This is a genomic window from Salinicola sp. MH3R3-1 (genome assembly GCF_001937155.1).
In the GTDB taxonomy this organism is placed as follows: domain Bacteria; phylum Pseudomonadota; class Gammaproteobacteria; order Pseudomonadales; family Halomonadaceae; genus Salinicola; species Salinicola halophyticus.
The window spans coordinates 1-26416 of record NZ_MSDP01000002.1; the positions used below are offsets into that span (position 1 = coordinate 1).

Here is a 26416-nt window from a genome sequence, read left to right on the forward strand (position 1 = left end):
CAGTTGATCGCCTTCGCTGTCGGCAAGCAGGCCCAGACCGACGGTGTCGCGCTCTCGTCCAGCGACGAAGTGTTGTGGGACGCGATCCACGGTCACTTCTGGTATCCGCGTTACCGCCAGTATCGTCGGCGTTCGATCTGATGTCGTGAGCTACGAGCTACGAACTACGAGCTACGAGCTACGAGCTACGAGCTACGAGCTACGAGCTACGAGCTACGAGCTACGAGCTACGAGCTACGAACAAGCCCCGCCCGAGAGCGGGGCTTGTTCGTTAATGGGTGTTTCTCTCCACGCTCGAAAATTGCCACCCTTCGACGCCTCCGCAATAGCGCTGAACGCAGGAACGACGAATCGGGTTTTGCGACATGGATGTCGCAAAAGGCGCGTTGGGCAGGATGCCCTTTTGCGCCGACCCGAATTCGGCGTGACAGCGTTCAGGGTTTCGCTATTGTGCGGCGTCAAAAAGGGGAGTGTGAGGGGCTTGCCCCTCACGACCATGAGCGGAAAGTAGGTTAATGCCGGATCAGTGGTAACCACGAGGACATGAAATGAGTCTCCTCGTTCGGTTGGCGCAGGATCCACAAAAAAGCCCCACCAATCGGTGGGGCTTCGCTGACTGCCGTGCAACGCCATTCAAACTACGCGATATGCGTTTACAGCATGCTGCGCAGTACGTAGTGGAGAATACCGCCGTGACGGTAGTACTCCAGCTCGTTGGCGGTATCGATGCGGCACAGGGCGTCGATCTTCTTCTCGCCCTTGTCGGACGCAATGGTCACCTTGACGGTGCTGCCCGGCGCGAGATCCTTCAGGCCTTCGATGGAGACGGTTTCGTCGCCAGTCAGACCCAGCGTCTCGCGGCTCTCGCCTTCAGGGAACTGCAGCGGCAGCACGCCCATGCCGATCAGATTGGAGCGGTGGATACGCTCGTAGGATTCGGTGATGACGGCGCGCACGCCAAGCAGACGCGTACCCTTGGCCGCCCAGTCACGCGAGGAGCCGGTGCCGTACTCCTTGCCGGCGATGACCACCAGCGGCGTGTCGTCTTCGGCGTACTTCATCGCCGCGTCGTAGATCGACATCTGTTCGCCGCTGGGCACGTGGCGCGTGTAGCCGCCTTCGACGTTTTCCAGCATCTCGTTGCGGATACGCACGTTGGCGAAGGTGCCGCGCATCATCACTTCGTGGTTGCCGCGACGCGAGCCGTAGGAGTTGAAATCCTTCACCGCCACACCGTGCTCCTGCAGATATTTGCCTGCAGGGCTGTCCGGCTTGATCGATCCCGCCGGCGAGATGTGGTCAGTGGTGACGGAGTCGCCGAGCTTGGCCAGCACGCGGGCATTCTTGACGTCCTCGACCGGTTTCGGCTCTTTCTCCATGCCCTCGAAGAACGGCGGATGCTGGATATAGGTCGAATCCTTGGACCAGGCGTAGACCTCGCTTTCCGGAAACTCGATCGACTGCCAGATCTCGTCGCCGTCGAAGACTTCGGCGTACTCCTTGCGATACATCTCGGTCTTGACCTTCTCGACCGCCTCGGCGATCTCGGCCTGGGACGGCCAGATATCCTTCAGGTAAACGTCGTTACCCTGTTGATCCTTGCCCAGCGGCTCCTTGGTCAAATCCTTGCGCACGTTGCCGGCCAGGGCATAGGCGACGACCAGGGGCGGCGACGCCAGCCAGTTGGTCTTGACCAGCGGATGCACGCGACCTTCGAAGTTGCGGTTACCGGAAAGCACCGAGGCAACGGTCAGATCGCCGTTGTTGACGGCTTTCTCGATCGGTTCGGGCAGCGGGCCGGAGTTGCCGATGCAGGTCGTGCAGCCGTAACCGACCAGATTGAAACCCAGCGCGTTGAGATCGTCCTGCACGCCGCCGGCGGCCAGGTAGTCGGTGACGACCTTGGAACCAGGTGCCAGCGAGGTCTTGACCCAAGGCTTGGTGGTCAGCCCTTTCTCGTGCGCCTTCCGCGCCAGCAGGCCGGCAGCCATCATCACGCTGGGGTTGGACGTGTTGGTGCAGGAGGTGATGGCGGCGATCACCACGGCGCCATGGTTGAGAGAGAACGATTCGCCCTCGTACTCGACTTGCTGACTGTCGCCGGTGCGGTAATCGCTGCCGGTCCGATAGCTCTCGCCGTCGGCAGGCGGAGCGCCGACCGCGGTATCGCCGCCTTCGGACATCCACTTGCCTTGCTCTTCCTTCGAGGCGTCCGGCTTATCGCCGTTCATCAGCCCTTCGAAAGTGGACTTCAGGTCGGTCAGGGCGACACGGTCCTGCGGACGCTTGGGGCCGGCCAGAGACGCCTCGACCTTGCCCATGTCGAGTTCGAGGGCGTCGGTGAAGGTCGGCTCGGCTCCCGGCTGACGCCACAGGCCCTGGGCCTGGGTGTAGGCCTTGACCAGTTCGATCTGCTCTTCTTCGCGACCGGTCAGGCGCAGGTAGTTGAGCGTTTCCTCGTCGACCGGGAAGAAACCGCAGGTGGCGCCGTATTCCGGTGCCATGTTGGCGATGGTGGCACGGTCGGCCAGCGGCAGATCGTCGAGGCCGTCGCCATAGAATTCGACGAACTTGCCCACGACGCCTTTCTTGCGCAGCATCTGGGTGACGGTCAGCACCAGATCGGTGGCGGTGATGCCCTCGTTGAGCTTGCCGGTCAGCTTGAAGCCGACCACTTCCGGAATCAGCATCGACACCGGCTGACCCAGCATCGCCGCTTCGGCTTCGATACCGCCCACGCCCCAGCCGAGAATGCCCAGGCCGTTGATCATGGTGGTGTGGGAATCGGTACCGACCAGGGTGTCCGGGAACGCGTAGGTCTTGCCGTCGACTTCCTTGGTCCACACCGTCTTGCCGAGATACTCGAGGTTGACCTGGTGGCAGATGCCGGTGCCCGGCGGTACGACGCGGAAGTTGTCGAAGGCGTCCTGGCCCCAGCGCAGAAATTCGTAGCGCTCGAGGTTACGTTCCATCTCCATCGCGACGTTGTCCTTGAACGCGGACGCGTCGCCAAAATGGTCGACCATCACCGAGTGGTCGATGACCAGATCCACCGGGGACAGAGGATTGATGCGCTCGGCCTTGGCGCCCAGCTTCTTGACCGCATCCCGCATGGCAGCCAGATCGACGACGCCGGGAACGCCGGTGAAGTCCTGCATCAATACGCGTGCCGGACGATAGCCGATCTCGCGAGTCGACTTGCCTTCCTTGAGCCAGTCGGCCAGCGCCTGGATATCGTCTTCCGACACGGTAGGGTCGTCGGCGTAGCGCAGCTGGTTTTCCAGCAGCACCTTGAGCGTCATCGGCAACTTGTCGATGTTGCCGAGGGTCTCGGCCGCCTTGGGCAGGCTGTAATAGTGAAAGGTCGTACCTTTGACGTCGAGCGTCGCTAGCGTATGACTTGGGGCTGTAGCCATCTCAGTGATCCTCCTCATGGCGGCGCCTGGCATCGAGATGCGGTGCCAACTCGCCTGTCCGGTTCCTGAACTACGATTCGCCAGCATTCAATCACTGCCGATCGTCTGTCGAAGGGGTGTCTTTGCACCGCTCTTATGTCTAGTTTCGGGTCTGGTTTCGAGCCTGGTTTCGGCTGATACGCTTTGCCCTGTCGGATGAAATTGCTCGAGATTCTCCAGCGGTCCGGCAAATAACATCGAGCACGGCGGCCGGACGAAACAGGTTGTCGACAATAATCATGGGTACAATAACATGGATTTTCAATCGGATGCTCCGCGACTATCGTCCGGTGCGGCCTTGAAAGCGCATCCCACCGCCACCAGTTTCAGCGTAGTTCGTGGTCATGGACTCTGCCGAAAGGACCTTGGCTCAGGGCGGGCTCTGGCTCAGGGCTCAGGGCATTGGCTGAGCGACTTTGATGAACAGCCTCGCCAGGAGCGCCATGACGTTGGCTCTGTAGCAGCCTGGCCACGCAAACGATCCGCATCGCGGGAGGTGACCCATGTCGCATGAATCGATCATCGAATGGCCGGTCAATTGTCCGTATTGCGACGCGCCGTTTTCACTGCTGCTGGACCTCAGCGCCGGCGGTTACGACACCTGGGAAGATTGCGTGGTCTGTTGTCAGCCAATTCACGTGGGCGTGAGAACGACGCTTTCCGGCGAGCTGGAGAGCGTCACGCTGGCGGATGACGACGACGTGGTATGAATAGGCATTGATAGGAACATCGCACTGTTTCAATAGTGAAGCGCTATACGATCTATTGCGGCAATTAAATTGGAGCATGAGAGGTTAGCCGTTAGTCTAACCGCTCAAGATTCTAACCCCTCGATAACTCACTATAGGAGATGCTCATGAGCGTACTCGTAGGTCGCCAGGCCCCGGATTTCGAAACGGCAGCCGTCATGCCTGATGGCTCCATCAAGGACGACTATCGTCTGTCCGACAGTAACGGCAAGATGCGCGTGCTGTTCTTCTGGCCGCTGGATTTCACCTTCGTCTGCCCGTCCGAGATCATCGCCCATGACAATCGTCTGGCGCAGTTCAAGGAACTCGGCGTCGAAGTGATCGGTGCTTCCATCGATTCCCAGTACACCCACCACGCCTGGCGCAAGACCTCGCCGGACGCCGGTGGCATCGGTGAAGTCGGTTTCCCGATCGTGGCCGACGTCAAGCACGATATCTGTCAGGCCTACGGGATCGAGCATCCGGAAGCCGGTGTCGCGCTGCGCGCCTCCTTCCTGATCGACGAAGACGGTGTCGTTCAGCACCAGACCGTCAACAACCTGCCGCTGGGTCGTAACGTCGACGAGATGCTGCGTATGGTCAAGGCGCTCAAGTACCACCAGACGAACGGCGAAGTCTGCCCGGCTGGCTGGGAAGAAGGCCAGGAAGGTATGAAGGACACCGCTGAAGGCGTGGCCAAGTACCTCGGCACTCATGCCGGCAGTCTGTAAGCCGCGCTGAGTTCCTGGGGCGACCGATACGGTCGCCCCATTCATTTCTGGTATCATCCCGGGTCATTTTGACATCCTGGGCTATTTGATAAGTGCCTTGCGGCATGCTTCGTATCGCGACGCATCCCACAAGGCGTTTGGATCGACACGCCAATCGAATCGACATCTGAACCGAGGTAGCCATGAGCGACGCGCGCCACGAACGTTTGATCATTCTGGGCTCCGGGCCGGCCGGTTATACCGCTGCCGTGTATGCGGCGCGAGCGAATCTCAAGCCGTTGCTGATCACCGGGATGCAGGCGGGCGGCCAGCTGACGACGACGACCGACGTCGACAACTGGCCCGGCGACGATGAAGGCGTTCAGGGCCCCGAGTTGATGGAGCGGATGCGCAAGCATGCCGAGCGCTTCCAAACCGAAGTGCTGTTCGATCATATCAACGAAGTCGAACTGCGCGAGAAGCCGTTCACCCTCAAGGGGGAAAACGGTACCTATACCTGTGATGCCTTGATCATCGCCACCGGTGCCAGCGCCCGTTATCTCGGACTGCCTTCCGAACAGCAGTTCATGGGGCAGGGCGTTTCCGCCTGCGCCACCTGTGACGGTTTCTTCTATCGCAATCAGCATGTGGTCGTGGTCGGTGGCGGCAACACGGCGATGGAAGAGGCGCTCTATCGTTCCAATATCGCTTCGAAGGTGACTCTGGTTCACCGCCGCGACGGGCTCCGGGGCGAGAAGATCCTGCAGGACCGCCTGCGGGAGAAGGTCGAGAACGGCAACATGGCGATCGAGTGGAACCATACCCTCGACGAAGTGCTGGGCGACGGCAGCGGTGTGACCGGCGCCCAGCTGCGCTCCACGCTGACCGGCGAGACCAAGCAGCTCGATGCCATGGGCGTCTTCATCGCGATCGGTCACACACCGAATACCGGCATCTTCGAGGACCAACTCGACATGGCCAACGGCTATATCCGCGTCCATTCCGGCCTGGAAGGTAATGCCACGGCGACCAGCGTTCCCGGTGTTTTCGCCGCCGGCGACGTCATGGATCACATCTATCGGCAGGCGATCACTTCCGCCGGCAGCGGCTGCATGGCGGCGCTGGATGCCGAGCGTTTTCTGGATGGTATCGACTGAGCCGGACGGGATGTCGCCGCACTAATGAAGCCCGGCTCCGGCCGGGCTTCATCGTGTCCGGGGTGGTTCTGGATTCTTAACAGCGGTGGCTCTCAATAGTGAGGCGGGAGTTCGTCCTCCGGCTGCGGCGTCTCTCCGCCCAGCTCGTCGATGGCCTGGCGTTGTTCGCTGAGTCTCGTGCGCAGCAAGGTATTGGCCCGGGTCAATCGCTCGAGTTCGGTTGCCTGCTCTCTGACCAGCCGATCCAGCGTTTCCAGCCAATCGTCCTGGAATGCCAGACGGCTCTCGAGAGCCTCGAAACGGGCGTCCGTGGTCATGCGCGAGGGTGAGTCTACCGTGCTAGACTTCCCTGATTGCGTGTCATCTTTCATTCACGGCACCTTCAGTAAAAGTAGATTATTGACAGTCAGTTAGTGATAGTAGATGAGTGATGATGAGTATGAAAACCGTTCCTGCCCGCCATGAAAACGGGCTTTTTCCGTGTCCCGACGTCCAGAGATATGAGAATCCATGAATAGCAAGGTAATTCTGCGTTGTACGCTGATCAGTCTCCTCCTTTCGATACCTTCGCCATTGCTGATCGGTCTCCTGATCACGCTGATCAGCAGCATGCTGGCGACCGACCTGACCTGGTTTCTGAATGTGGAAGGGGTCTCCGCCATGTACGGTGCGACGGTGATCGCCGTGTTCATCGTGTTGTGGCTTGGCACCCTGGCCATGGCGTTGCTGTCGCCGGCCACGCCCAGGGCGGTCACCGCTGCCATGCTCGCCGATGTCGAAAACGACGATCGCGAGCTGGGCGAGGTCAAGTGGTTCAACGTCAACAAGGGCTACGGGTTCATCACCCGCGCCGATGGTGAAGACGTGTTCGTGCATTTCCGCGCGATTCGCGGCAAGGGGCATCGTACCCTCGCCGAGGGGCAGAAAGTGCGTTATCACGTGATCGAGAATGATCGAGGTCTGCAGGCGGATGACGTTACCGTCATCACCTGATCTCGACTCGGTAAGCCTTTCTCGAAAAGCGCTTCTCTAAAAACGCTTCGATGCCTCTGAAAGCTTGCGCTTTCGGGGGCATTTTTCGTTGGTTGCCCGTCCGCCAGGTTAGGCATTGCCGAGGGAGTCGAACGCTATTGAACTCGCTGGAATCTGCCAGAGAAGATTGTTCCGATAGAATAAAGATTCAGACCAAAAAAAACCGGCGCCTGGGGAAGGCACCGGTTAAATAATTTGGTAGCGGGGACCGGATTTGAACCGATGACCTTCGGGTTATGAGCCCGACGAGCTACCAGACTGCTCCACCCCGCATCAACTTGTGGCGTATTATACGTATGGATTAGACGATGTCAACAGCATCATCGCCATGATGATGTCCCGCGCGCCCTAGATGACGCATGACGTTGTCGAACGCCGGTTCATAGCGTTCCCAGATCTCCAGTGAGAGCGGGGCGATCGACAGCAGGCGCAGCAGCGTCTGCTCCAGTTCTTCGGGCGGCGTGGGCGGGCGACCCAGCCCATCGTTGAGCCTTGCCACTTGGACTTCGAGGCGCAGCGGCTCCAGCTCGGCGGGAATCGCATCGCCTGCCAGCAGCGCCAGCTGAACCAGACATCTCTGCAGGCTCTCTTCGGCGTGCTCCATGGAGTGCGTCTGTTGCTGGGTGCGACGAATCTCGAAGGCGCGGCGTACGTCGCCGTCGAGCTGTCCGGTATCGAGCTCGCCTGCGATCGCCTGGCGCAGGTAGTGCCGGTAATCGGGCCACTGCCTTGCCTCTTCGACCAGCGCGAGGCGGTCCAGCGTCACTTCCCGGGCATGAACGATGCCTTGCCAGCGCTTTTCCATGCCGTCGCTGCGTCGGCTACGTGGCAGCGGAATCAGGCGCTGAGCCTCTGCCAGCGCCGCGTCGAGCACGTGGCGCTCACCACCGGACTCCGGCTGCCAGGCATCCAGGCGGTCGATCAACGCCTGCATGTCGTCGAACCGTTGCTGCTGGCGCGTCTGCTGTTCGTCACGAACGGTGTCGCGAGCGGCAAAAATGGTATCGCAATGGGTACGGAACTGTTGCCACAGCGTCTGCTCGATCCCTTTGGGGGCGCGCCCCATCTCGCGCCAGCGCTGCTGTAGCGTCTTGGCCTGCTCGGCTCGCTGCGTGGCGGGTGCGCTGTCGTCGGCCAGTTGTCGGGCCTGTTCGACCAGTGCCCGCTTGCGATTGGCGACGTCGCCGGCGCGCTCGTCGATCAATGCCTGTAGCTGGCGGCGAAGGCGGGCGTAATGCCGCCCGGTGGAAGCCGCCTGGCGTTTCGGGATCGGCCAGTGATGGTCCCACTGTTCCTGTGCGGCATCGCGCACTCGGCGCAGGCCATCGGGGTCGGCCGCCGCGGAAGGGTTGGCGAGCAGCGCCTCCAGTTGATCGCAGAGAGCTCGGCGGGAGGCCAGATTGTCCTGCTCCCGCGAATTCAGCTCGGCTTCCCAGTCTGCCAGCTGCGCATGCAGCGCGTCGGAGGCGGCGCGGAAACGCTGGGCCAGGTCGCGGGTCGCCGCGGCATCACCGAGTAGACGCCAGTCGCGGATCAACTGCTGGTGGCGACGATGACGCTCGGCATCCGGTTGATCGCGGGCTTCGACCAGCGCTTCGATATTTGCCAGCAAGGCCTCGCGCTTGGGCGCCGCCGCAAAGCCGCGCCAATCCCGCAGCTCGGCAAGGCGAGCGGTCTGCTGCTTGTAAATCTGCTCATGCGTCGAAGACAACGTCTGCTCGCTGGACTCCAGATGCTGACGCAGACGACGATGTAGCTGGGAGGCGGGGCGATAGCGCCCCTGGTCGAGCTCCTGGATCAGCGCTTCGAGATGGCGGCCGAGCTCCTCATCCGACCAGTGCTCTTCGACCTTGGCGGCGTTCTGCGCGCTGGCGTAGCGCTCGCTGGCTGCGGCCTGACGTTGCGCATCGAGGACCAGCTCGGTCGGTGGCAGCGCGGCCGGCCAGGCCAGACGATCGAGCGCGGACTGCAACGGCTGGTCCTTTTCGAGGCCCTCGCGCAGGGCCGGCGTTTCCGCCTGCAGCCGCTCCCAGGCCTGCCAGATAGATTGAGCCTGCTGGTCGAGTGCCAGATAGCGTTGCTGGAAAGACTCGCTGACGCCGTAGCGATCCGAGACGTCCTGCCAGCGCTCCTCTTGCAGCCGCCATTTGCCTTGCAGCGCCTGCATGACCTCCGGGGTCAGGCGGTCAGCTTCAGCCACGATCCTCAAGGCCTGGCTCAGCGCTTCGAGAATGCCTTCGCGAGTCGCCTGCGCCTCGCTTTTCTCGCGCTGGACGCGCTCGATCTCTCGAGACTGGTGTTCGTGCTCGGCCACTCGCTGGCGGCAGCGCGCCACTGCAGCGTCGAACCGAGATCGCTGTTCCTCGTCGGCACTGCTGGTCAGCGCGTCCCAGTTCTTGATCCAGTGCTTCAGGCGCGCCTCGAAGGTAGGTTCCCAGGACCGATTGGCCTGGGCCTCCAGCGTGACCAGAAGCTGTTCGCGCTCGCTCTCTTCCCGGGCCTGCTGTTCGGCGTCGGCGCGCAGGCGTGCCAGACGCTCACGGGCGAGTCGGGCGACCTGCTTGTCGCGGCGCGCCTGCTTGACCAGAAGCGTCAACCCTTCGGCGGTGGTGACTCGATCGGCGGCGGCGTGACGCACGGCTGTGATGCCGTTGTCACTGGCGTGGTGGATCAGGCGGGCTTCATCGTCGATACGCGCCAGCGCCGCCAGGCGTAACGCCTGATTGTCGCTGTGAACGATCAGGGCATCGACCAGGGCAAAGTCCTCTAGCTGCTCGACCTTGGCCAGACGCGTATCGAGATCGGGGCTGGGCGATACGCGACCGCCGAGCAGGTCGACGAGACGCTGGAACGATTCCTCGCTCGGCGACTGGCGGTGCCATTTAAAGAGCGGATCGAGTTCCTGCACTCGCGCCAAGGCTGCCCTGCGAACCTCGGGCGATTCGTCCTGGGCGAGCTGTCGCAGCGTATCGAGATCGTCCGGGCTCAGCTGAGAGGCGGCTTGGGCGCGGACAGCGGGATCCTTGTGCCGCCAGCGGGGAGAGAAAAAACGTTGAAAGAGTCCTGGCATGGCCGGTGTGGCATCCTGAAAACGACGAGGCTGGCAAAGGTCGGCCTCGCAACTGGGCGGCGCCGACGGCAACTGTCTATCTAACCATCTGACGGCCGGCGGTAAAAGCCCGATTGATGGACGTCGGTCTGCGATGAAGTCTGGTATTGATGGATGCGGCGGTCTGCGACCAATGAATGCATCGGTCCGGGATCGTCAGGTGCGTCGGTCTGCGGAGACACCTGACAAAATGTCTGAGGAGCCTTATGATCGGTTGCAGCGACGTCCGCCCTCGCTTAGCGTAACCCCATTCCCCCGCCGCGGAGTTCGGTCATGAGTCTCAACAGGGATCGGGCAGATACTGCCTTTACCTTCAAAGGTGGCATGTTGCCGATGACAGTCATGGAATTGGCCAGTGGCGACCCGGAGCGCATTCGTGCGCAACTGGCCGGCAAGGTCAGCCAGGCTCCTGCCTTCTTCCAGCACACGCCGGTGGTGTTGAGCGTCGAGCAGATCGATGAGCCTCATCTCGCGCTCGAGCGCATCTGCGCGGTATGTCGCGCGCACAAGCTGCTGCCGGTGGCCGTGCGCGGCGGGTCGGATCCGGTCAAACAGTCGGCCTGGGCATTGGGGTTGGGATGGTTTCCGCCTCAGGAAATCCGCCCGCGGGCGGTCGAGATGCGGCCCGCCGAATCCCGGCTCGTCGAGGCGCCGGTGGAAGCCGAAGCCGAGCTGCCGGTGCCAGAAGCGGCGGCGCACGCCGGCGGGCGTATTCATCGCGGCACGGTGCGCTCCGGCCAGCAGATTTCCGCCTCCGAAGGCGACCTGGTCGTGATCGGCGCGGTCAATCCCGGTGCCGAAGTGCTGGCTGCCGGCAGCGTCCACGTCTACGGACCGTTACGCGGGCGGGCGCTGGCCGGTATCCATGGCGATCGTGAGGCCGGTATCTTCTGCCACGATCTGAATGCCGAGTTGCTTTCCGTGGCAGGGACTTACAAGCGTCTCGAGGATATCGATCCCAAGATGCTGGGATGTTCTGTCCAGGTGCGGCTCAAGGAAGACCAGTTAAGGATCTCGGCGCTGACCTGAATGGCGCGAGAGTGATCAACATTTATCGGGCAACAGGAAGTTCATCTTGGCCAAGATCATCGTTGTAACATCCGGTAAGGGTGGCGTCGGTAAAACGACTAGTGCGGCGGCCATTGCCACGGGGCTGGCTCTGCGCGGCAACAAGACCGTGGTCATCGACTTCGACGTGGGTCTGCGTAACCTCGACCTGATCATGGGTTGCGAGCGCCGAGTCGTCTACGACCTGGTCAATGTCATCCAGGGCGAGGCTGGCCTCAAGCAGGCCATGATTCGCGACAAGCGCTCCGAGAACCTGCATATCCTTCCCGCCTCCCAGACGCGCGACAAGGATGCGCTGACACTGGAAGGCGTGGAGAAGGTGCTGATGGATCTCTCCGAAGAGTTTGATTACATCATCTGCGATTCCCCCGCCGGTATCGAACGCGGTGCCCAGTTGGCGCTCTACTTCGCCGACGAGGCCGTCGTCGTCACCAACCCGGAAGTCTCGTCGGTTCGAGATTCCGATCGCATTCTCGGGCTGCTGTCGTCCAAATCGCGCCGTGCGGAGCAGGGTCGTGAACCGATCAAGGAGCATCTGCTGGTCACCCGCTACAATCCGAACCGGGTCGATGACGGTGACATGCTCAACCTGGATGACATTCGCGAGATTCTGGCCATCGATCTGGTCGGTCTGATACCCGAATCGGAAGCCGTACTGCGTGCCTCCAACCAGGGGGTGCCAGTCATCCATGACGACAAGAGCGACGCCGGCCAGGCGTACGCGGATACCGTGTCGCGTCTGATGGGTGAAGACGTGCCGCTACGTTTTCAGTCGGTGCAGAAACGTGGACTGATCGCACGCATGTTCGGAGGAGGAGGCCGCCGGTGAGGCTACTCGATTTTCTCAAGGGCGAACGCAAGAAATCGGCATCCGTTGCCAAGGAACGGCTGCAGATCATCGTCGCCCATCAGCGCGGGCATCGCGGGCAGCCCGACTACATGCCGATGCTGGAGCAGGAGCTGCTCGCGGTCATTCGGCGGTACGTCAAGGTCGACCAGGATGCCATCAATATCAGCCTCGACAGCGACAACGACTGCTCGGTGCTCGAACTCAACGTGACGCTGCCCAACGAAGGCGAGGCGGCCAAGAGCTGACCGCCAGCGTCGGCCATGATCGTGTCAGTGACTCATGGCGACGGCTTCCTGCAATGGCTCTCGACCCAGGCTCGCCAACAGACGGCCGGTCGAGGAATGGGTCTGGCATGGCAGCCGCACATGAGTCGTGTGGCCGGCTATGCTAGGCTTGGGCTTTTGCGCAGGCGGAGAGCGGTATGGCCGAGAGCGGAAGGGTCCAGAGTAACAAATTCCAGAGCCAAAAAGTCCAGCCTCAGGCAGAGCCTACCTTTCTCTGGCACGACTATGAAACCTTCGGCGCCGATCCGCGCCGGCATCGGGCGTCGCAGTTCGCAGCGATCCGTACCGATGCCGACTTCAACGAGATCGGCGAGCCGCTGACGCTCTACGCTCGGCCGGCCGATGATGACCTGCCCAGCCCTCAAGCCTGTCTGATTACCGGCATCACCCCCCAGGCGGCGTTACGGCGTGGCGTCCCGGAAGTCGAGTTCGCCGCGCGCATCCAGGCGGAAATGAGCGTTCCCGGTACCTGCTCGCTGGGCTACAACAGCCTGCGCTTCGATGATGAAGTCAGCCGCCATCTGTTCTATCGCAACCTGTTCGACCCCTATGCACGTGAATGGCAGAACGGCAATTCCCGTTGGGATCTGATCGATGCCGTGCGCGCTTTCCACGCCGTGCGCCCCGACGGTATTGAATGGCCAAAGCGTGAAGACGGTGCACCGAGTTTCAAGCTCGAGCATCTGACCGCGGCCAATGGCATCGAGCACGAAGGCGCTCACGATGCGCTTGCCGACGTGCGTGCCACCATCGGCCTGGCGAGACTGCTACGGGCGCGGAATGCCAAATTCTTCGATTACCTGCTGTCGCTGCGCAGCAAACGACGCGTGGCCGGGCTGCTTGATGTCGATGCGCGCAAGCCGATGCTGCACATTTCCCGGCGATATCCCGCCAGTCGCGGTTGCAGTGCTCTGGTCGTACCGCTGGCCATGCATCCCTCCAACCCCAACGGCGTCATTGTCTACGATCTTGCCGTCGACCCGGCGCCGCTGTTCTCGCTGACGCCAGAGGAGATTCGCGCGCGTATTTTCGTCAGCGACAACGAGCTGGCCGAGGGCGAGACGCGCATCCCGCTGAAAGTGGTCCACCTCAACCGCAGCCCGGTGCTGTTGCCGATCGCCACGGCCGACGATGCCGTTGCCAAGCGTGTGGGGCTCGACCGGGCGCTCTGCGAACAGCACTGGCAGGCGCTGGTGCAGAATCCCGAGTCGTCCAGCAAGGCCGCGCTGGCATTTGCCGAATCGCCACCGGATCCGCCGTCGGATCCCGATCTGATGCTTTATTCCGGTGGCTTTTTCTCGCCGCACGATAGACAGGTCATGGAGCGCGTGCACGCCACGTCCCCCGATGACCTGGGGACCACCGCGTTCGCCTTTCAGGATCCGCGTCTCGAGGAGATGCTGTTCCGGCTGCGGGCGCGAAGCTATCCGGACACGCTCGACAGTGAAGAGAAGTCCCAGTGGGACGCCTTCCGCTGGTCGCGGATGAACGATGCCAAGAGCGGCGGGGTGACGCTCAAGGATTTCGCCCGCGAGATCGAACGCCTCAATCAGACCCCGCTCGAGGATCGCGAACGCCAGGTCCTCGAGGAACTGGTGATGTACGTCGAATCGATCATGCCAGAACAGGCCTTCGACGCCTACTGAGACGTTCCGGGCCCGATCCTCGAAGTCATAACTCCCGGGCGATGTCCAAGGTGATGACCCGAAGCGCGATCGTCGGTCATCGCGTTGTCACACTCTCTGCCTAGCCTGCATTCCCTTGATGACAACCAACAAGCAGGGATCAGGGGAGCTTCATGGGGATCGAGATCAGACGGCGTCGCGGCGTGACGCTGATGGCAGCGTCATTTTCGGCCGCGGCGCTGTCGGCACTGGTGCCGGCGCTGAGCCTTGCCGACGTCTACACCCTCGCTAGTGGCAACACCGTAGCGACACCTCGCAGCGTGACCGGTACGGATACGTTGAGCATCGAGGCCGGGGCCGTGCTCGAGACCGAGGAGACGGCGATCGAATGGACCGGGGCGTCGCCCGATGCCGGCGTATCCATCACCAACGCCGGCTCGATTCTCAGCCGGGACCGTGGCATTGATACCGATGGCGACGAGAGCGAGCGCTCGCTGACGCTGTACAACGCCGCCGGCGCGGTCATTGAAACTAGTGACGACGCCTTTCGGGTCGACACCGACGTCACCGATGGCAAGATCACCGTCGATAACGCAGGCACCCTGCACTCGGCCGGCGGTCAGGTTCTGGATTTCGACTCGATCGAATCGCCGACGGCCGTCGTCACGATCAGCAATGCCGAAAGTGGCTTGATCGAGGCCGACGACAATGATGCGATTCGCCCGGGTGCCGGCACGATCACCATCGATAACGCGGGCCGGATTCTGTCGACGGCCTCCGCCAATCGGGCGATCAATGTCGCCGATGTCGCCAACCTCTCCGAATTTCATCTGACCAACGACAGTACCGGGATCATCGAGTCCATCGACGACGCCGTGCGAATCGATGGCGATGACGACCAGCAGGGCGCCAATGGCGTCGTCACGGTCGACAACGACGGCCTGATTCTCTCCTCCGGCACCGGCGACGATGCCGGGCAGGCGATCGATTTCGATCACATCGAGTCCGGCCAGGTCGACGTCACGATCAACAACTACGCCGGCGGCGAAATCCGGGCCGAAGATGCCGATGGCGTGCGTCCCGGCGAGGGCGCCACGGTCAATAATGCCGGCACCATCGTTTCCAACAGCGCCGAGCCTGACGCCTCCAACGACGGCGTCGATCTTCAAGGCCATGCCGCGACGATCAATAACCTGACCGGCGGCATGATCTCCGGCGCGCGCCACGGCATCACCACCGACGTCGACGTGACCGTCTACAACGCGGCCGGGGCGACGCTCCGGGGTCGCAATGGTTCGGGTGTCGGCTCCGATGGCAATGGAACGGTCGTCAACGAGGGTCTGATCAGCGGTGATATCGATAGCGACTCCGAGCTGGGCGACGGCGACGGCGTGGATATCGACTACATCGGCGAGATCACCAACGGCGGCACGATTCGGGGAACCGGCGCCAAGGGCCAGAAGCCGGGCGATACGCCCAATCAGAGCGAAGGGATCGCCATGGGCGGCGGCGCCATCGTCAATGCCAACGAGAGTGCGCTGATCAGCGGCGCCGACAACGGCATTCTGATCGATGATGGCAGCAGCGGCGGCGCTTATGGCGAGACCACGATCGTCAACCGCGGCACCATCGAAGGCATCGACGGCTACGGCATTTCGCTGGTGGGCGACTTCGACGACACCGTCGTCAATTCGGGGCTGATCGCCGGCGGTAACGGCTTGGCGTTGGCTCTCGGCGATGGCAACGACACGCTGGTCGTCGAGACTGGCGGGAGTTTCGACGGTCGCATCGACGGCGGGGACGGCGTCGATAGCATCGTGCTCGACGGTGACGGTGAGTTCGCCGGCGGCGACAGTTTCGAGTCGCTCTCGGTCAACGGTAACTGGCGGCTCACCGGCACTCAGCGATATGCGGACGGGATCGATCTCGCCAGTGGCAGCCGGCTCGATCTCGACGGCACGCTGGATGGCGCGCTGACGGTCGCGACCGATGGCCTGCTCGAGGGCAACGGCACGCTGGGTGACGTGACCATGAATGGCACGATTTCGCCCGGTCACTCCGTCGGCCAGCTGAACGTGGCCGGCGAATACCAGCAGACTGCCGGCTCCACCTATCTGGCGGAAATCGATGGCGGCGCGACTATCGATTCAACCAGCGCCGATCCAACCAGCGCCGACCGGATCCGCGTCGATGGCACGGCGACACTGGCGGGAGATCTCGTGGTGACGCCACTGTCGGATGCCGCTTATGCGGCCTCGAGCTACACCCTGCTCACCGCGACCGAGGGCGTCAGCGGGCGCTACACCGATCCCGAGGCGTATTCGCCGTTTTTCGATCTCGATCTGGATTATCAGGCGAACGCCGTGGTGCTCGACGTCACGCGCAACGACACCCGCTTCGCCGATCTTGCCGCGAGCGATAATCAGCGGGCGGCAGCGGCCGGGCTCGAGAGTCTGGGCACGGGCAACGGTCTCTATGACACGATCATCAGCACGACCGATACCGCCAAGCTTCGCCACGATTACGACGCGCTTTCCGGCGAGATTCATGCCAGCGCGCGCACCGGGCTGATCGAGGAGAGCCGATTCGTGCGCGAGGCCGTGTTCGACCGGATGCGTGGTGCCGACGCGGGTTCCTCCCACGTCGCCATCGCCTCGGGCGCCTCACCGGCGACGAAAGCGCTATCCAAAGACCGGTCGGGGGTCTGGCTGCAAGGTTTCGGCGGCTGGGGCGAGAGTGACGGCGACGATAACGCGGCCGGGCTGGAGCGCTCGACACACGGGCTTTTCGTGGGCGTCGATACGCTGATGGGTGCCGCTGGCGATAGCGCATGGCGACTCGGCTTGGCGGGTGGCTATAGCCGCTCGGACTACGATGTCGACCGTCGCGACTCGTCCGCCGATATCGACAGCTTTACCCTGGCCGCCTACGCCGGCCGATCCTTTGGGCCGTTGGGACTGCGTCTGGGCGCGGCGCAATCCTGGCACGACCTCGACACGCGCCGCTCGATCGACGTTGCGGACGTCGATACGGCCAAGGCTTCCTATGATGCGCGCACCGCCCAGGTCTTCGGCGAGATCGGTATCTCTCTGACGGCGGGCCGGACCCGGCTGGAGCCCTACGCCGGACTCGCCTATGTCGATCTGCATAGCGACGGCTATCAGGAGAGCGGGGAGGCGGGCCTGCAGGGCCAGGACGGGGACGCGGATGTCACTTTTTCGACGCTGGGGCTGCGGTCGACCACGCCATTCGAGATCGGCAGTGTAAACGCCGGTTGGCAGGCGGCACTCGGTTGGCAGCATGCTTTTGGCGAGCGGACGCCGACGGCAGACCAGGCATTCCGGGGCGGAGACGCCTTTTCGGTCGACGCCGTGCCGGTGGGCGAGGACGCGATCACGCTCGAAACCGGGATCGATATGGCACTCTCGCCGGCAACTTCGGTGGGGGTAGGCTACACGGGCAGACTGGCCAGCGATGCACGGGACCAGAGTGTCGACGCCAATCTGAAGATACGTTTCTAGGCACCGTCCAATAATCGACCGCGCCGAGCCTGCGCTAACGACGAAACCCCAGCCAGACGGCTGGGGTTTTGCATTGATGAACCCGTGACGATGCGGGCCCTATTGTGTCAAAGGCTCGAAGTCACTGGTCAGCGCATCGACGTCACTGGGCTGATTGCCCGGGTCGGCGGTGATGTCGAGCGCCGGGCTGTGGCGCAGGATCTGCCAGGCGCTGCGGATCTCCTCGACACTCAGCTTGTCGACCTGTGCAGCCAGTTGCTGGCGGCGATCGAATTCGACCTGCGGATAGGCAAGCGTCTGCCATAGCCGGTCGGCGCGCGCCGACAGCGATTGATCGCGCTGCAGCAGTTGCTGCCGCACGGCCTGCCGATAAGGCGCTAGATCGTCATCGCTCAGCGTCTCGATGCGCTGATCGAACGTCTTCAGGAAAGCGTCCATGCGCTGGCCGATGGTATCGCTTGCGACACTTGGCGACTGCACCAGCATCATCAGCCCCGGGGCATCCATGAACGGCGCGTAGCCGGCGCTGACGATATACCCGAGCTGCTCGTCGGTACGCAGTTTGGCAAAGAACGGGGGGCCGATCAGCTGCCCGATCACGGCCAGACTGGCCTGGCTCTGCAGCGAGAGATCGGGGCCCTGAAGATAGCGCAGCACGGCGGCGTCATTTCGTGTCGTTGCGGGGTGCAGCGCCGGAGCGTTCGACGGCACATCGAGCACGCTCAATGGCGGGATGTCGTCGGCGTGAAGTTGGGGCGCCAGCGCGTTGGCGACCAGTAACCCTTCGCGCCTGGCAAGCGTGGCATCGAGGTTGCCCACCGCCATGGCCTGAACATAGAGCTGACTCAGGAATCGCTGACGATAGTCGCGTACATCCTCCACGCCGAGGCCGTCGAGGGCGGCCAGCATGTTGCGGGTGCTGATCTGGGGTCGCATCAGGGCTTCGCCCAGCGTTCTCTGTGCCTGCTGGTAGAGCGCGTCCTGCGGGGCATTCTCCCAGCTACGTTTCAGCCCTTGCTTGACTCGGGCAATGCTGTCGGCGGTGATCTCGCCCTGCTCGAGCTGCTCGACGACGGTCTGCATCAGTCGATCCTGATGGTCGCGCCAGCCGGAAAACGCCAGGGTGATGCCGCGACCGTGAGCGTAGGCGGCAAAATCCTGGCCCGCCAATGACGCGGGATAGAAGCGCTCGTTGAGGCCGTCGTTCAACCATCCGGCCAGCAGGCGTGTCAGCGCGGCGTGGCGGGCGTCCTGCGTGGCATCGGGGTTCTGCAGACTGAAGCGCCACTCGACCCGCGGTGCGCCGAATTCGCTGCTGGGCTGGTGCCAGATCTCGACGCTAGGTGACTCGACGAGGCGCGCGGGTTCGGCGCTATCGAACGGCTGGACGCTCAGGTCCTCGGCGATATAGGGGTTGGGCTCGGGAAGCGCCAGTCCGTCGAGTGACGTTCCGCGAGGCCAGTCGTCGCGACGCGTCAAGGTGTAGGGCGTCGCGAAGTACTGTGTGGTTTCGTCACCCGAGACGTCCGGTCCGCTGTAGGCCCGCAGCAGGTTGTCCGCTGTCAGCCGGTCGAGAATCTCGTCGATCGCCGCGGCATCGAACCGGTCCATGCGGTAGGGCGCGTACTGCACGTCCTCGAGCGGATAGTGCGCCAGGCTCATCGCCATGGAACTGACGGTATCGATCGGCTCGCTGCGCTGCTGAAAACGGAAGCTCTGTTCGGCCAGCTTGGCCTGTTCGTCGTAGCGCCAGGCGTCGACACCGTGATCGCGGATCCGCCGGATCTGGTCGAACAGGCTCGCCTGGATGTCATCGAGGTGGTTTTCGCCCTCCGGCGTCAGGCTGATGGAAATATCGAACAACGCATGCTGACCGTCGCTCTGGGTCGTGCCGGCGGAGAGCCCGTCGGCCCAGCCGGCCTTGCGTAGAGCGGCCAGCAGGCTGCCTTCACCTTCGTGACCCAGCAGGTTGGCGAGATAATCGACCGGCTTGTCGGCGTACTCGAGGATCGGGTCGTCGATGGGGAACAGGAATTCGAGCTGGCGCCGTGCCTCGTTGGTCTTGATGCGCAGCGACGCCGGCAGATCGTCGTCCCTGGCCAGCGGTTGATCGACGACCGGTTTTTCCAGGTCGCGATCGGGCACCGCGCCGAAGCGCTGACGCACCTGCTGTTCGATCGTGTCCAGCGGCTCCGGCGCGAGCACGGCCAGATGCATGACGTTGGCGTCGTAGTGCTGTTGGTAGAAATCGAGCAGGGCCTGACGCAGCGGGCGCTTGTCGCTGTTGAGCGTCTCCAGGCTGCCGACCGAGAAATGATTGATCGGATGATCGGGGTTGAGCGCCTGGCTCAGCGCCTCGTTGATCCGCCGGGCGTCATCGTCGCGGCGTGCCTGGTACTCGGAATTCACCGCATGTCGCTCGCGATCGACGTAGTCCGGGTTGAACTGTGGCGACACGAAGAACTGCGAGAAGCGGTCGAGAGCTTCGGGAAAGGCGCTCGGATCGACGTCGAAATAGAAATTGGTGTCCTGATCCGCAGTGAAGGCGTTGTGGGAACCGCCGTTCTGGCTGATGAAACGCTGGTAACCATCCGGGTCGGGATAGCCCTCGGTTCCCAGAAACAGCATGTGTTCGAGAAAGTGCGCAAGCCCCGGCATGTCGGCCGGATCGTTGTCGCTGCCCACCGAGACATCCATGGCGGCGGCCGCCTTGTCGGCATCGGGGTCGCTGACCAGCAGTACCTGAAGTCCGTTGTCGAGCGTCACCGCGCGGTACTGGCGGTCGTCATTCGGGCTTTGGATTAACTGAGCTGGATGGGCGGATTCGGGGCTGGCGACGGCTTCGCCCGGCATGGCCGTGAATGCCAGCGCCAGGCTGATGGCCAGATAACCGGCGATGAACCAGCTGCGCAGACCGGCCCGCGGCGATGTAACGCTGTCAGAGAAGTCTGACGCGCGCGAGAGAGGGCCATGCGATAGCGCTCGAGAACGGGATTCCTGCATATGGTTGTCTCGGTAGTGAATAAGATCGGCTCGATGTTGAACAAAGGCAATGTTGAACAAAAGCAATGACGAACAAGGGCGACAACGAAGAGAGAAATACAAGACGTCCAGCGATCTTTCAGGCGGTCCACACGCGCATGGCGCCGACCGGGTAGGCGCAGTTCCAGTCCTGATAGGCGGGATCGTTCACCCGTCTAGATACCGGGAATGCGCCCAGAAGTTCCCTGTCGGCCGCGCCGAGGAGCTCTCGGGCCGAGCCAGACGGTGTTCCGGGCGATAGCCATGTCTCGGCCTGGGACGCGGCGATGATCGCCGGCAGACGATCGCTCATGGGGGCGACGATCTCTGTGGCGGGCACCGTGATCAGCGCAAACGAGTCCCGGGATTCACCGGTCTCCGGTGCGTAGCGACTCCAGATACCGGCCAGCAGCAGCGGCGAACGGTCGGTATGCGTGACCAGGAACGGCTGCTTGCCGCGCAGCCCGGCCTGCCACACGTAGATGCCGGTCACGGGTACCAGGCAGCGCCGTTCGGCCAATGCCTCGCGAAACATCGGGCGCTCGTCGAGCGACTCGGCACGAGCGCAGTGAGGCGCCTGATCCAGGACTTTCAGCCAGGTTGGCGTCAGCCCCCAGAACGCGTCTCGCAGAACCGTCGTCTCCGCTTCCTGGCGCAGGATCGAAAGCCAGTGGCGGGGCGCCAGGTTGGGGCTGAATATCGGCGAATCGACAGCTCGAAAAGCGGGGCTCGTCGGATGTCGTGTCCAGTCGTCGACGTGCAGTCGACCGGCCATGGTCTCTCCTCGTTGGTAATCGATGACAGGTGATCGATGACAGGTGATCGGATGGCAGGGGCCACAGCGTATGCCACCGAGAGTTCGGGGCCAAGACGTTATTGCGCTCGCCGCGACGACCCCAGGGCATGACACCGCTATTGGTGTTCGACGTAAAAGTCTCACGAAATCGTCACCTTAATGCGCATGGCGCTTGCGTTTATACGGTATGGCGATATGCTGGGAAACGCTGTTCGATTTTAAGTCGACAACAAGATTTCCCGGCTTTTGCAGCATCAGCAGCACTTCGACACTATTCCGAGCGAGGGATGTTATGGCTCGACCGCGACAGCACGCCCCCGAGGCGCTCCATGCTCAGGTCATGGCGGCCTGCGATGCCTGGCTACGTGAAAATCCTGTGCACACGCTGTCGCTGCGCTCGCTGGCTCGCGATGTGGGTTGCGCGCCGAGCACGCTGCTCAAACTCTACGGCAGCTTCAGCAACCTGCTCCAGTACGTCAATATCGAGACGCTCGATCGTATGGGCGCTGCTGTCTCCTGGCTCGAGGATGCCGAGCCGACTCCCCAGCTCAAGGCCCTGGCGATGGCCTACTGGCAGTTCGCCCAGCATGAACCCCATCGTTGGCAGATGCTGTTCGAATATCCACTGGCGGACGAAGGGGAGCTGGACGAACGCCAGACCCATATCATCGATGCCCTGTTCCTGCGCGTCGAAAGCGCTCTCAAGGCATACCAGCCCGCGCTCGACGACGTTGCTGCCAAACGCATGGCGCGCACGCTGTGGGGCAGCGTGCATGGTCTGGTTCAGCTCGGGCTCAACGATCGCCTTGGCTACTGGCAGGGGCAACCGATGGAAGCCGGCGACCTGCTCGATCAGCTGCTGACGATGACCCTGAATGGCCTGCGCTACCTGCCGGATCCTTCGTGATTCGGGGGTTGCTGGCCCAGCGCCGGTTTGCTCCGTTCTTCTGGACCCAGGCGCTGGGTGCTTTCAACGACAATCTATTCAAGAACGTCCTGCTGCTGTTGCTGACCTTCGTCGCGGTTCCCCGTTATGGCTGGGACACCGGGCTGCTCAACAACCTGGCGGCGGGACTGTTCATTCTGCCTTTTTTTCTGTTTTCCGCCTGGGGCGGGACGCTCGCCGATCACCTCGACAAGCAACGACTCGTACGCCGACTCAAGTTGCTTGAGCTGGTGACGATGATCGCTGCCGCGGTGGCGGTCTGGTTCGAACTGTTCGGTTTGCTGCTGGCGCTGCTGTTCATGATGGGTACGCAGTCAGCGCTTTTCGGCCCGGTAAAGTACGCGATTCTGCCGCAGCATCTGGCGGCCACCGAGTTGGTCAAAGGCAACGCCTGGGTCAACTTGGGCACGTTCGTGTCGATCTTGCTCGGCACACTGCTGGCGGGCGTGCTGACATCGCTGGACGGTTCGCTGGAGCGCGCCGCGATTGCCGGGAGCCTGGTTCTCATCGCGATCATCGGTGTCGCTGCCAGCCTCAAGATTCCCCCGGCGCCGCCGAGTGTCAGCGGTCGTGTTGCCTGGCGACCGCTGTCGGGAACCTGGCAGGTCATGCGCGACGGGCTTGCCGAGAAAAGAGTGCGCCCGGCGCTGATCGGTATCAGTTTCTTCTGGTTTCTGGGGGCCTGCTATCTGACCCAGTTACCGGCCTGGGTGCGTGATGTCGTTCACGGCAGCGAGGGCGCCGTCAGCTTTCTGCTAGGCGCTTTCGCGGTAGGGGTCGGGCTCGGCGCCTTGCTCTGCTCGCGACTGTCGGCCGGCCGTCTGGAGCTGGGGCTGGTACCGATCGGGGCACTGGTGATCGGGGTTTCCGGTATCGAGCTGGCCTCGCAGACGGACTTCAGCGGCGAGACGCTGGCGCTCCCGGAGCTGCTGGCGCTGACCGAGTTCTGGCGCATGAGCACCCTGCTCGGACTGGTGGGGCTTGGGGGCGGTCTCTACAGCGTGCCGCTCTATACCCTGATGCAGCTGGCCAGTCGTGAAGAGCGTCGCGCACGCATGATCGCCGCCAACAATATTCTCAACGCGCTGTTCATGATTCTGTCCGCCGTCTTCGGCATCGTGATGCTGAGCGTGCTGGGGCTGTCGCTCACCGTGCTGTTCGCCTGCCTCGGGTGGCTATCGCTGCTGGTGGGCGTGGCGCTGCTGATGCGCAACCCGCGATCCGCGCTGCGACTGTTGATCTTTGTGCTGGTTCAGGTGCTCTATCGGCTCCGCTGTCGCGGTCGGCAACACATCCCAGCGACCGGCCCGGCGCTAGTGGTCTGCAATCACGTCAGCTTCATGGATGCCCTGGTACTGGGTGGCGCCTGCCCGCGCCCGCTGCGCTTCATGATGGATCGGCCGATCTACGAAAATCCCTGGATTCATTGGTTTTTCCGAATCGCCGGGGCTATTCCCGTCGACTCCGATCGACGGGATCCGGGCGGCGTCCGTCGTGCCCTGGAAGAGGTCAGTCGAGCACTGCGCAACGGTGAAGTGGTGATGGTCTTTCCGGAGGGGCGGCTGACGCCGGACGGCGAGGTGCACACCTTCCGCCGGGGGCTGGATCTGATGTTGGCGCGAGACCCGGTACCGGTGGTGCCGGCGGCGCTGTCGGGCTTGTGGGGGTCGTGGACCTCCAACAAGGATGGCAAGGCGCTGACCAAACGGCCGCGACGACTGCGAGCCCGGGTCCTGTTGGTCTTCGGGGAGGCGATTCCGGCCGGCCAATCACCGCGGAGAATCCTGGAGCGTCGCGTTCGAGGGCTCAAGCGCGCGGCCGACCAGAGCCTGTCGAAGCATCCGGGCGGCCCGATCTAGAATCCGTCTACTCGGTGCTGCGGCGGCGAACGCCCTGCTGCCAGCAACGTACTGAAGTGATCAGGTTGTCGCCGATCTCGAGAATCTCGAGGCGCGTAGTGCCGATCTGCAGGCAGGCCTGGGCGTCGGGGAAGGACTCGAGCTCTTCCAGGATCAGGCCGTTGAGGGTCTTGGGGCCATCGGTCGGCAGCTCCCAGCCCAGCGCCTTGTTGACCTCGCGAATGTTGGCCGTGCCTTCGATCACGTAGCCGCCGTCCGTCTGCGGGTGAATCTCGCGATAGGTGCCGGCGACATCGGTGGTGAACTCGCCGACGATCTCTTCCAGAATATCTTCCAGCGTGGCCAGGCCCTGCACGTCACCGTACTCATCGACGACCACGCCGATCCGGCGCTTCTGCCGCTGGAAATTGAGCAGTTGCGTATGCAGCGGCGTCGACTCGGGGATGAAGTAGGGCTCGCGGGCCTCCTGCACGATCGCGGCCTTGTTCAGATCAGGCTTGGAGAGGAAGCGGGCGGCATTGCGCAGATGCAGAATGCCGATGATGTTGTTGATGTCGCCTTTGAAGATCGGCAGTCGGGTGTGCTGACTCTGACGCATCTGGGCCAGCAGGGTTTCCAGGTCGTCGTCGAGATCGAGGCCGACGATCTCGTGACGCGGCACCATGATGTCGTTGACGGTGACGTTTTCGAGATCGAGGATCGACAGCAGCATCGCCTGGTGACGACCGGGAATCAGCGATCCCGCTTCATGCACCACGCTGCGCAGTTCGTCGCGAGTCAGGCTGTCGGCGCCGGCATCCAGATGGCGCACGCCCATCAGACGCAGCAGCCCGTTGGAGACGGCATTGACCAGCCACACGACGGGATAGAACAGCCGCAACAGCGGAGCCAGTATCAGCGAGGCGGGGAGCGCGACTCGATCGGGCTTGATTGCCGCGTAGGTCTTGGGCGTCACTTCACCAAAAATCAGCACCACGATCGTCAGCACCAGGGTGGCGATCGCCGGACCGGAGACGTCACCGAAGAAGTGAATGGCGACGATGGTGGCGATGGAGGCAGCGAGGTTGTTGACCAGATTGTTGCCGATCAGGATCACGCCCAGCAGACGGTCGGGGCGCTTGAGCAGTTCGACGACACGAATGGCTGAGCGGGAGCCGGCATTGGCTCGATGGTTCAGCCGATATCGGTTGATCGACATCATGCCGGTTTCGGAACTGGAGAAGAATGCTGAAAGGCAAACCAGGATGAAGAGCAGGCCCAGCATGAGGCCCAAGGGCATGTCATCGCTCAAGGCGGGGAATTCCTCGTGGAGTTGTCAGATTGTTGTAGGGCGTTGGCTGAACGCTGTCAACGTTGCCGATGGCCGAACCGGTTGCGCCTATCGGCTTGGAGTGCCGATCAGGCGTTGTAATGGAAGATGTATTCGAGCACGAACTTGGTGCCGAAGAAGGCCAGCACCAGCACGGCGGCGCCGGCCAGCGTCCAGCGCACCGCCTTCTGGCCACGCCAGCCCAAGTAGTGATGGCCTGCCAGCAGACCGGCGAAGATCAGCCATGCCAGCAGTGACAGAATGGTCTTGTGGGCCAGATGCTGGGCGAACAGGTTGTCGACGAACAAAAAGCCGCTGACGATGGCGACCGTTAGCAGCAGCATGCCGCACCAGATCAGTTCGAAAAGCAGCTGTTCCATGCGGGTCAGCGGTGGCAGGACCTGAACGATGCCGCCGGTGTGGCGGCGCTTGAGCGCGTGGTGCTGGAAGCCCAGCAGCGCCGCCTGAACGGCGGCGATGGCGAGGAACGAGAACGCCGCGATCGAACTCAGAATATGAAAGTAGAGACCGGGAGAAACGCCGGATTCGATCATTCGGCTCGGCATGCCGACGACACCGACGATGGTGACCGCGGCCAGCGGAAAGACGCATACGCCGGCATTTAGCACGGGCTTGAACAGGCTGGCCAGCAGCAGCAGCGCCACGACCAGCCAGCCGACCAGCGCGGCGCTCTGGGTCAGCCCCAGGTGCAGCCCTTGCGGGCCGATGATGGCCAGGCCAACGATGAGGCTGTGGCAGACCAGGGCGATCAGCCCTGCCCCGCGAACCCAGTTCGGGCGTTCGGTCACGCGGCGGGCGAGGCTCAGGCTTTGCCATAGCCCGGCGGCGAGATAACAGATAATGGCGACAAGGGCGAAAGGAAGCGCCGGCATCGGTGTTTTGGCCTCGTGGGCGGTCTTCTGACTAGCGGATCGTGGCTAGCAGC

At 62.7% G+C, this 26416-nt stretch carries 18 protein-coding genes and 1 tRNA gene; 11 read left to right on the forward strand and 8 right to left on the reverse strand.

What is annotated here, in order from left to right:
- Nucleotides 1-653 precede the first annotated feature (653 nt).
- The gene (acnA, locus tag BTW08_RS01565; RefSeq protein ID WP_075560761.1) at nt 654-3416 is read right to left on the reverse strand and encodes an aconitate hydratase AcnA; all 2763 of its coding nucleotides are present in this window, start codon (nt 3414-3416) and stop codon (nt 654-656) included.
- Nucleotides 3417-3958: 542 nt separating this feature from the next.
- Here acnA and BTW08_RS01570 point away from each other — a divergent pair.
- The 3 genes from BTW08_RS01570 (at nt 3959) to trxB (ending at nt 6050) form a co-directional block, all read left to right on the forward strand.
- Entirely contained in the window at nt 3959-4165 is a 207-nt protein-coding gene (locus tag BTW08_RS01570) for a CPXCG motif-containing cysteine-rich protein (RefSeq protein ID WP_075560762.1), read from the forward strand.
- 146 nt (nt 4166-4311) lie between these two features.
- Nucleotides 4312-4914 carry a peroxiredoxin gene (locus tag BTW08_RS01575; RefSeq protein WP_075560763.1) on the forward strand — a complete coding sequence of 201 codons (603 nt, stop codon included), beginning with the start codon at nt 4312-4314 and terminating at the stop codon, nt 4912-4914.
- 182 nt (nt 4915-5096) lie between these two features.
- On the forward strand, nt 5097-6050 hold the full coding sequence (trxB, locus tag BTW08_RS01580) for a thioredoxin-disulfide reductase (protein ID WP_075560764.1): 954 nt from the start codon (nt 5097-5099) through the stop codon (nt 6048-6050).
- Nucleotides 6051-6142: 92 nt separating this feature from the next.
- On the opposite strand, the gene BTW08_RS01585 is transcribed toward trxB, so the two are convergent.
- Nucleotides 6143-6367 (reverse strand): SlyX family protein, encoded by a 225-nt coding sequence (locus BTW08_RS01585; RefSeq protein WP_083627622.1) that lies wholly within the window; start codon nt 6365-6367, stop codon nt 6143-6145.
- A 193-nt stretch (nt 6368-6560) separates the two neighbouring features.
- Here BTW08_RS01585 and BTW08_RS19430 point away from each other — a divergent pair, with 193 nt between their 5' ends.
- Nucleotides 6561-7043: a cold shock domain-containing protein gene (locus BTW08_RS19430; RefSeq protein ID WP_075560766.1), complete on the forward strand. Its 483-nt coding sequence runs from the start codon at nt 6561-6563 to the stop codon at nt 7041-7043.
- Between the two features lie 235 nt (nt 7044-7278).
- On the opposite strand, the gene BTW08_RS01595 is transcribed toward BTW08_RS19430, so the two are convergent.
- Both BTW08_RS01595 and BTW08_RS01600 read right to left on the reverse strand, forming a co-directional pair.
- Nucleotides 7279-7355 (reverse strand) — tRNA-Met (locus BTW08_RS01595).
- Nucleotides 7356-7383: 28 nt separating this feature from the next.
- The gene (locus tag BTW08_RS01600) at nt 7384-10152 is read right to left on the reverse strand and encodes a DUF349 domain-containing protein (RefSeq protein WP_075560767.1); all 2769 of its coding nucleotides are present in this window, start codon (nt 10150-10152) and stop codon (nt 7384-7386) included.
- 312 nt (nt 10153-10464) lie between these two features.
- Between BTW08_RS01600 and minC the strand changes: the two genes are divergently transcribed.
- The 5 genes from minC to BTW08_RS01625 all read left to right on the forward strand — a co-directional run bounded on the left by minC (nt 10465) and on the right by BTW08_RS01625 (nt 17539).
- Nucleotides 10465-11220, forward strand: coding sequence for a septum site-determining protein MinC (gene minC, locus BTW08_RS01605; RefSeq protein ID WP_075560768.1), 756 nt, complete (start codon nt 10465-10467; stop codon nt 11218-11220).
- A 46-nt stretch (nt 11221-11266) separates the two neighbouring features.
- Nucleotides 11267-12088 carry a septum site-determining protein MinD gene (gene minD / locus BTW08_RS01610; protein ID WP_075560769.1) on the forward strand — a complete coding sequence of 274 codons (822 nt, stop codon included), beginning with the start codon at nt 11267-11269 and terminating at the stop codon, nt 12086-12088.
- Nucleotides 12085-12354, forward strand: a complete 270-nt coding sequence (gene minE, locus BTW08_RS01615) for a cell division topological specificity factor MinE (RefSeq protein WP_075560770.1) — start codon at nt 12085-12087, stop codon at nt 12352-12354. The genes minD and minE overlap by 4 nt, the downstream gene beginning before the upstream one ends.
- Before the next feature lie 176 nt (nt 12355-12530).
- Nucleotides 12531-14039, forward strand: coding sequence for an exodeoxyribonuclease I (sbcB, locus tag BTW08_RS01620; protein WP_075560771.1), 1509 nt, complete (start codon nt 12531-12533; stop codon nt 14037-14039).
- Between the two features lie 152 nt (nt 14040-14191).
- On the forward strand, nt 14192-17539 hold the full coding sequence (locus tag BTW08_RS01625; RefSeq protein WP_075560772.1) for an autotransporter domain-containing protein: 3348 nt from the start codon (nt 14192-14194) through the stop codon (nt 17537-17539).
- Nucleotides 17540-17638: 99 nt separating this feature from the next.
- Here the strand turns inward: BTW08_RS01625 and BTW08_RS01630 are convergent, their stop codons facing one another.
- Together BTW08_RS01630 and BTW08_RS01635 are read right to left on the reverse strand one after the other, a co-directional pair.
- Nucleotides 17639-20542 carry an insulinase family protein gene (locus BTW08_RS01630; protein ID WP_246837617.1) on the reverse strand — a complete coding sequence of 968 codons (2904 nt, stop codon included), beginning with the start codon at nt 20540-20542 and terminating at the stop codon, nt 17639-17641.
- A gap of 118 nt (nt 20543-20660) precedes the next feature.
- The gene (locus tag BTW08_RS01635) at nt 20661-21335 is read right to left on the reverse strand and encodes an SOS response-associated peptidase (protein ID WP_075560773.1); all 675 of its coding nucleotides are present in this window, start codon (nt 21333-21335) and stop codon (nt 20661-20663) included.
- 313 nt (nt 21336-21648) lie between these two features.
- Between BTW08_RS01635 and BTW08_RS01640 the strand changes: the two genes are divergently transcribed.
- A complete protein-coding gene (locus tag BTW08_RS01640) occupies nt 21649-22263 on the forward strand; it encodes a TetR-like C-terminal domain-containing protein (protein ID WP_075560774.1) in 615 nt (204 codons plus the stop codon).
- Nucleotides 22260-24161, forward strand: coding sequence for an MFS transporter (locus tag BTW08_RS01645; protein ID WP_075560775.1), 1902 nt, complete (start codon nt 22260-22262; stop codon nt 24159-24161). The genes BTW08_RS01640 and BTW08_RS01645 overlap by 4 nt, the downstream gene beginning before the upstream one ends.
- Nucleotides 24162-24168: 7 nt before the next feature.
- Here the strand turns inward: BTW08_RS01645 and BTW08_RS01650 are convergent, their stop codons facing one another.
- Together BTW08_RS01650 and ccsA are read right to left on the reverse strand one after the other, a co-directional pair.
- A complete protein-coding gene (locus tag BTW08_RS01650) occupies nt 24169-25452 on the reverse strand; it encodes an HlyC/CorC family transporter (RefSeq protein ID WP_075560776.1) in 1284 nt (427 codons plus the stop codon).
- A 107-nt stretch (nt 25453-25559) separates the two neighbouring features.
- Entirely contained in the window at nt 25560-26363 is an 804-nt protein-coding gene (gene ccsA, locus BTW08_RS01655; protein ID WP_075560777.1) for a cytochrome c biogenesis protein CcsA, read from the reverse strand.
- Nucleotides 26364-26416: the final 53 nt, after the last annotated feature.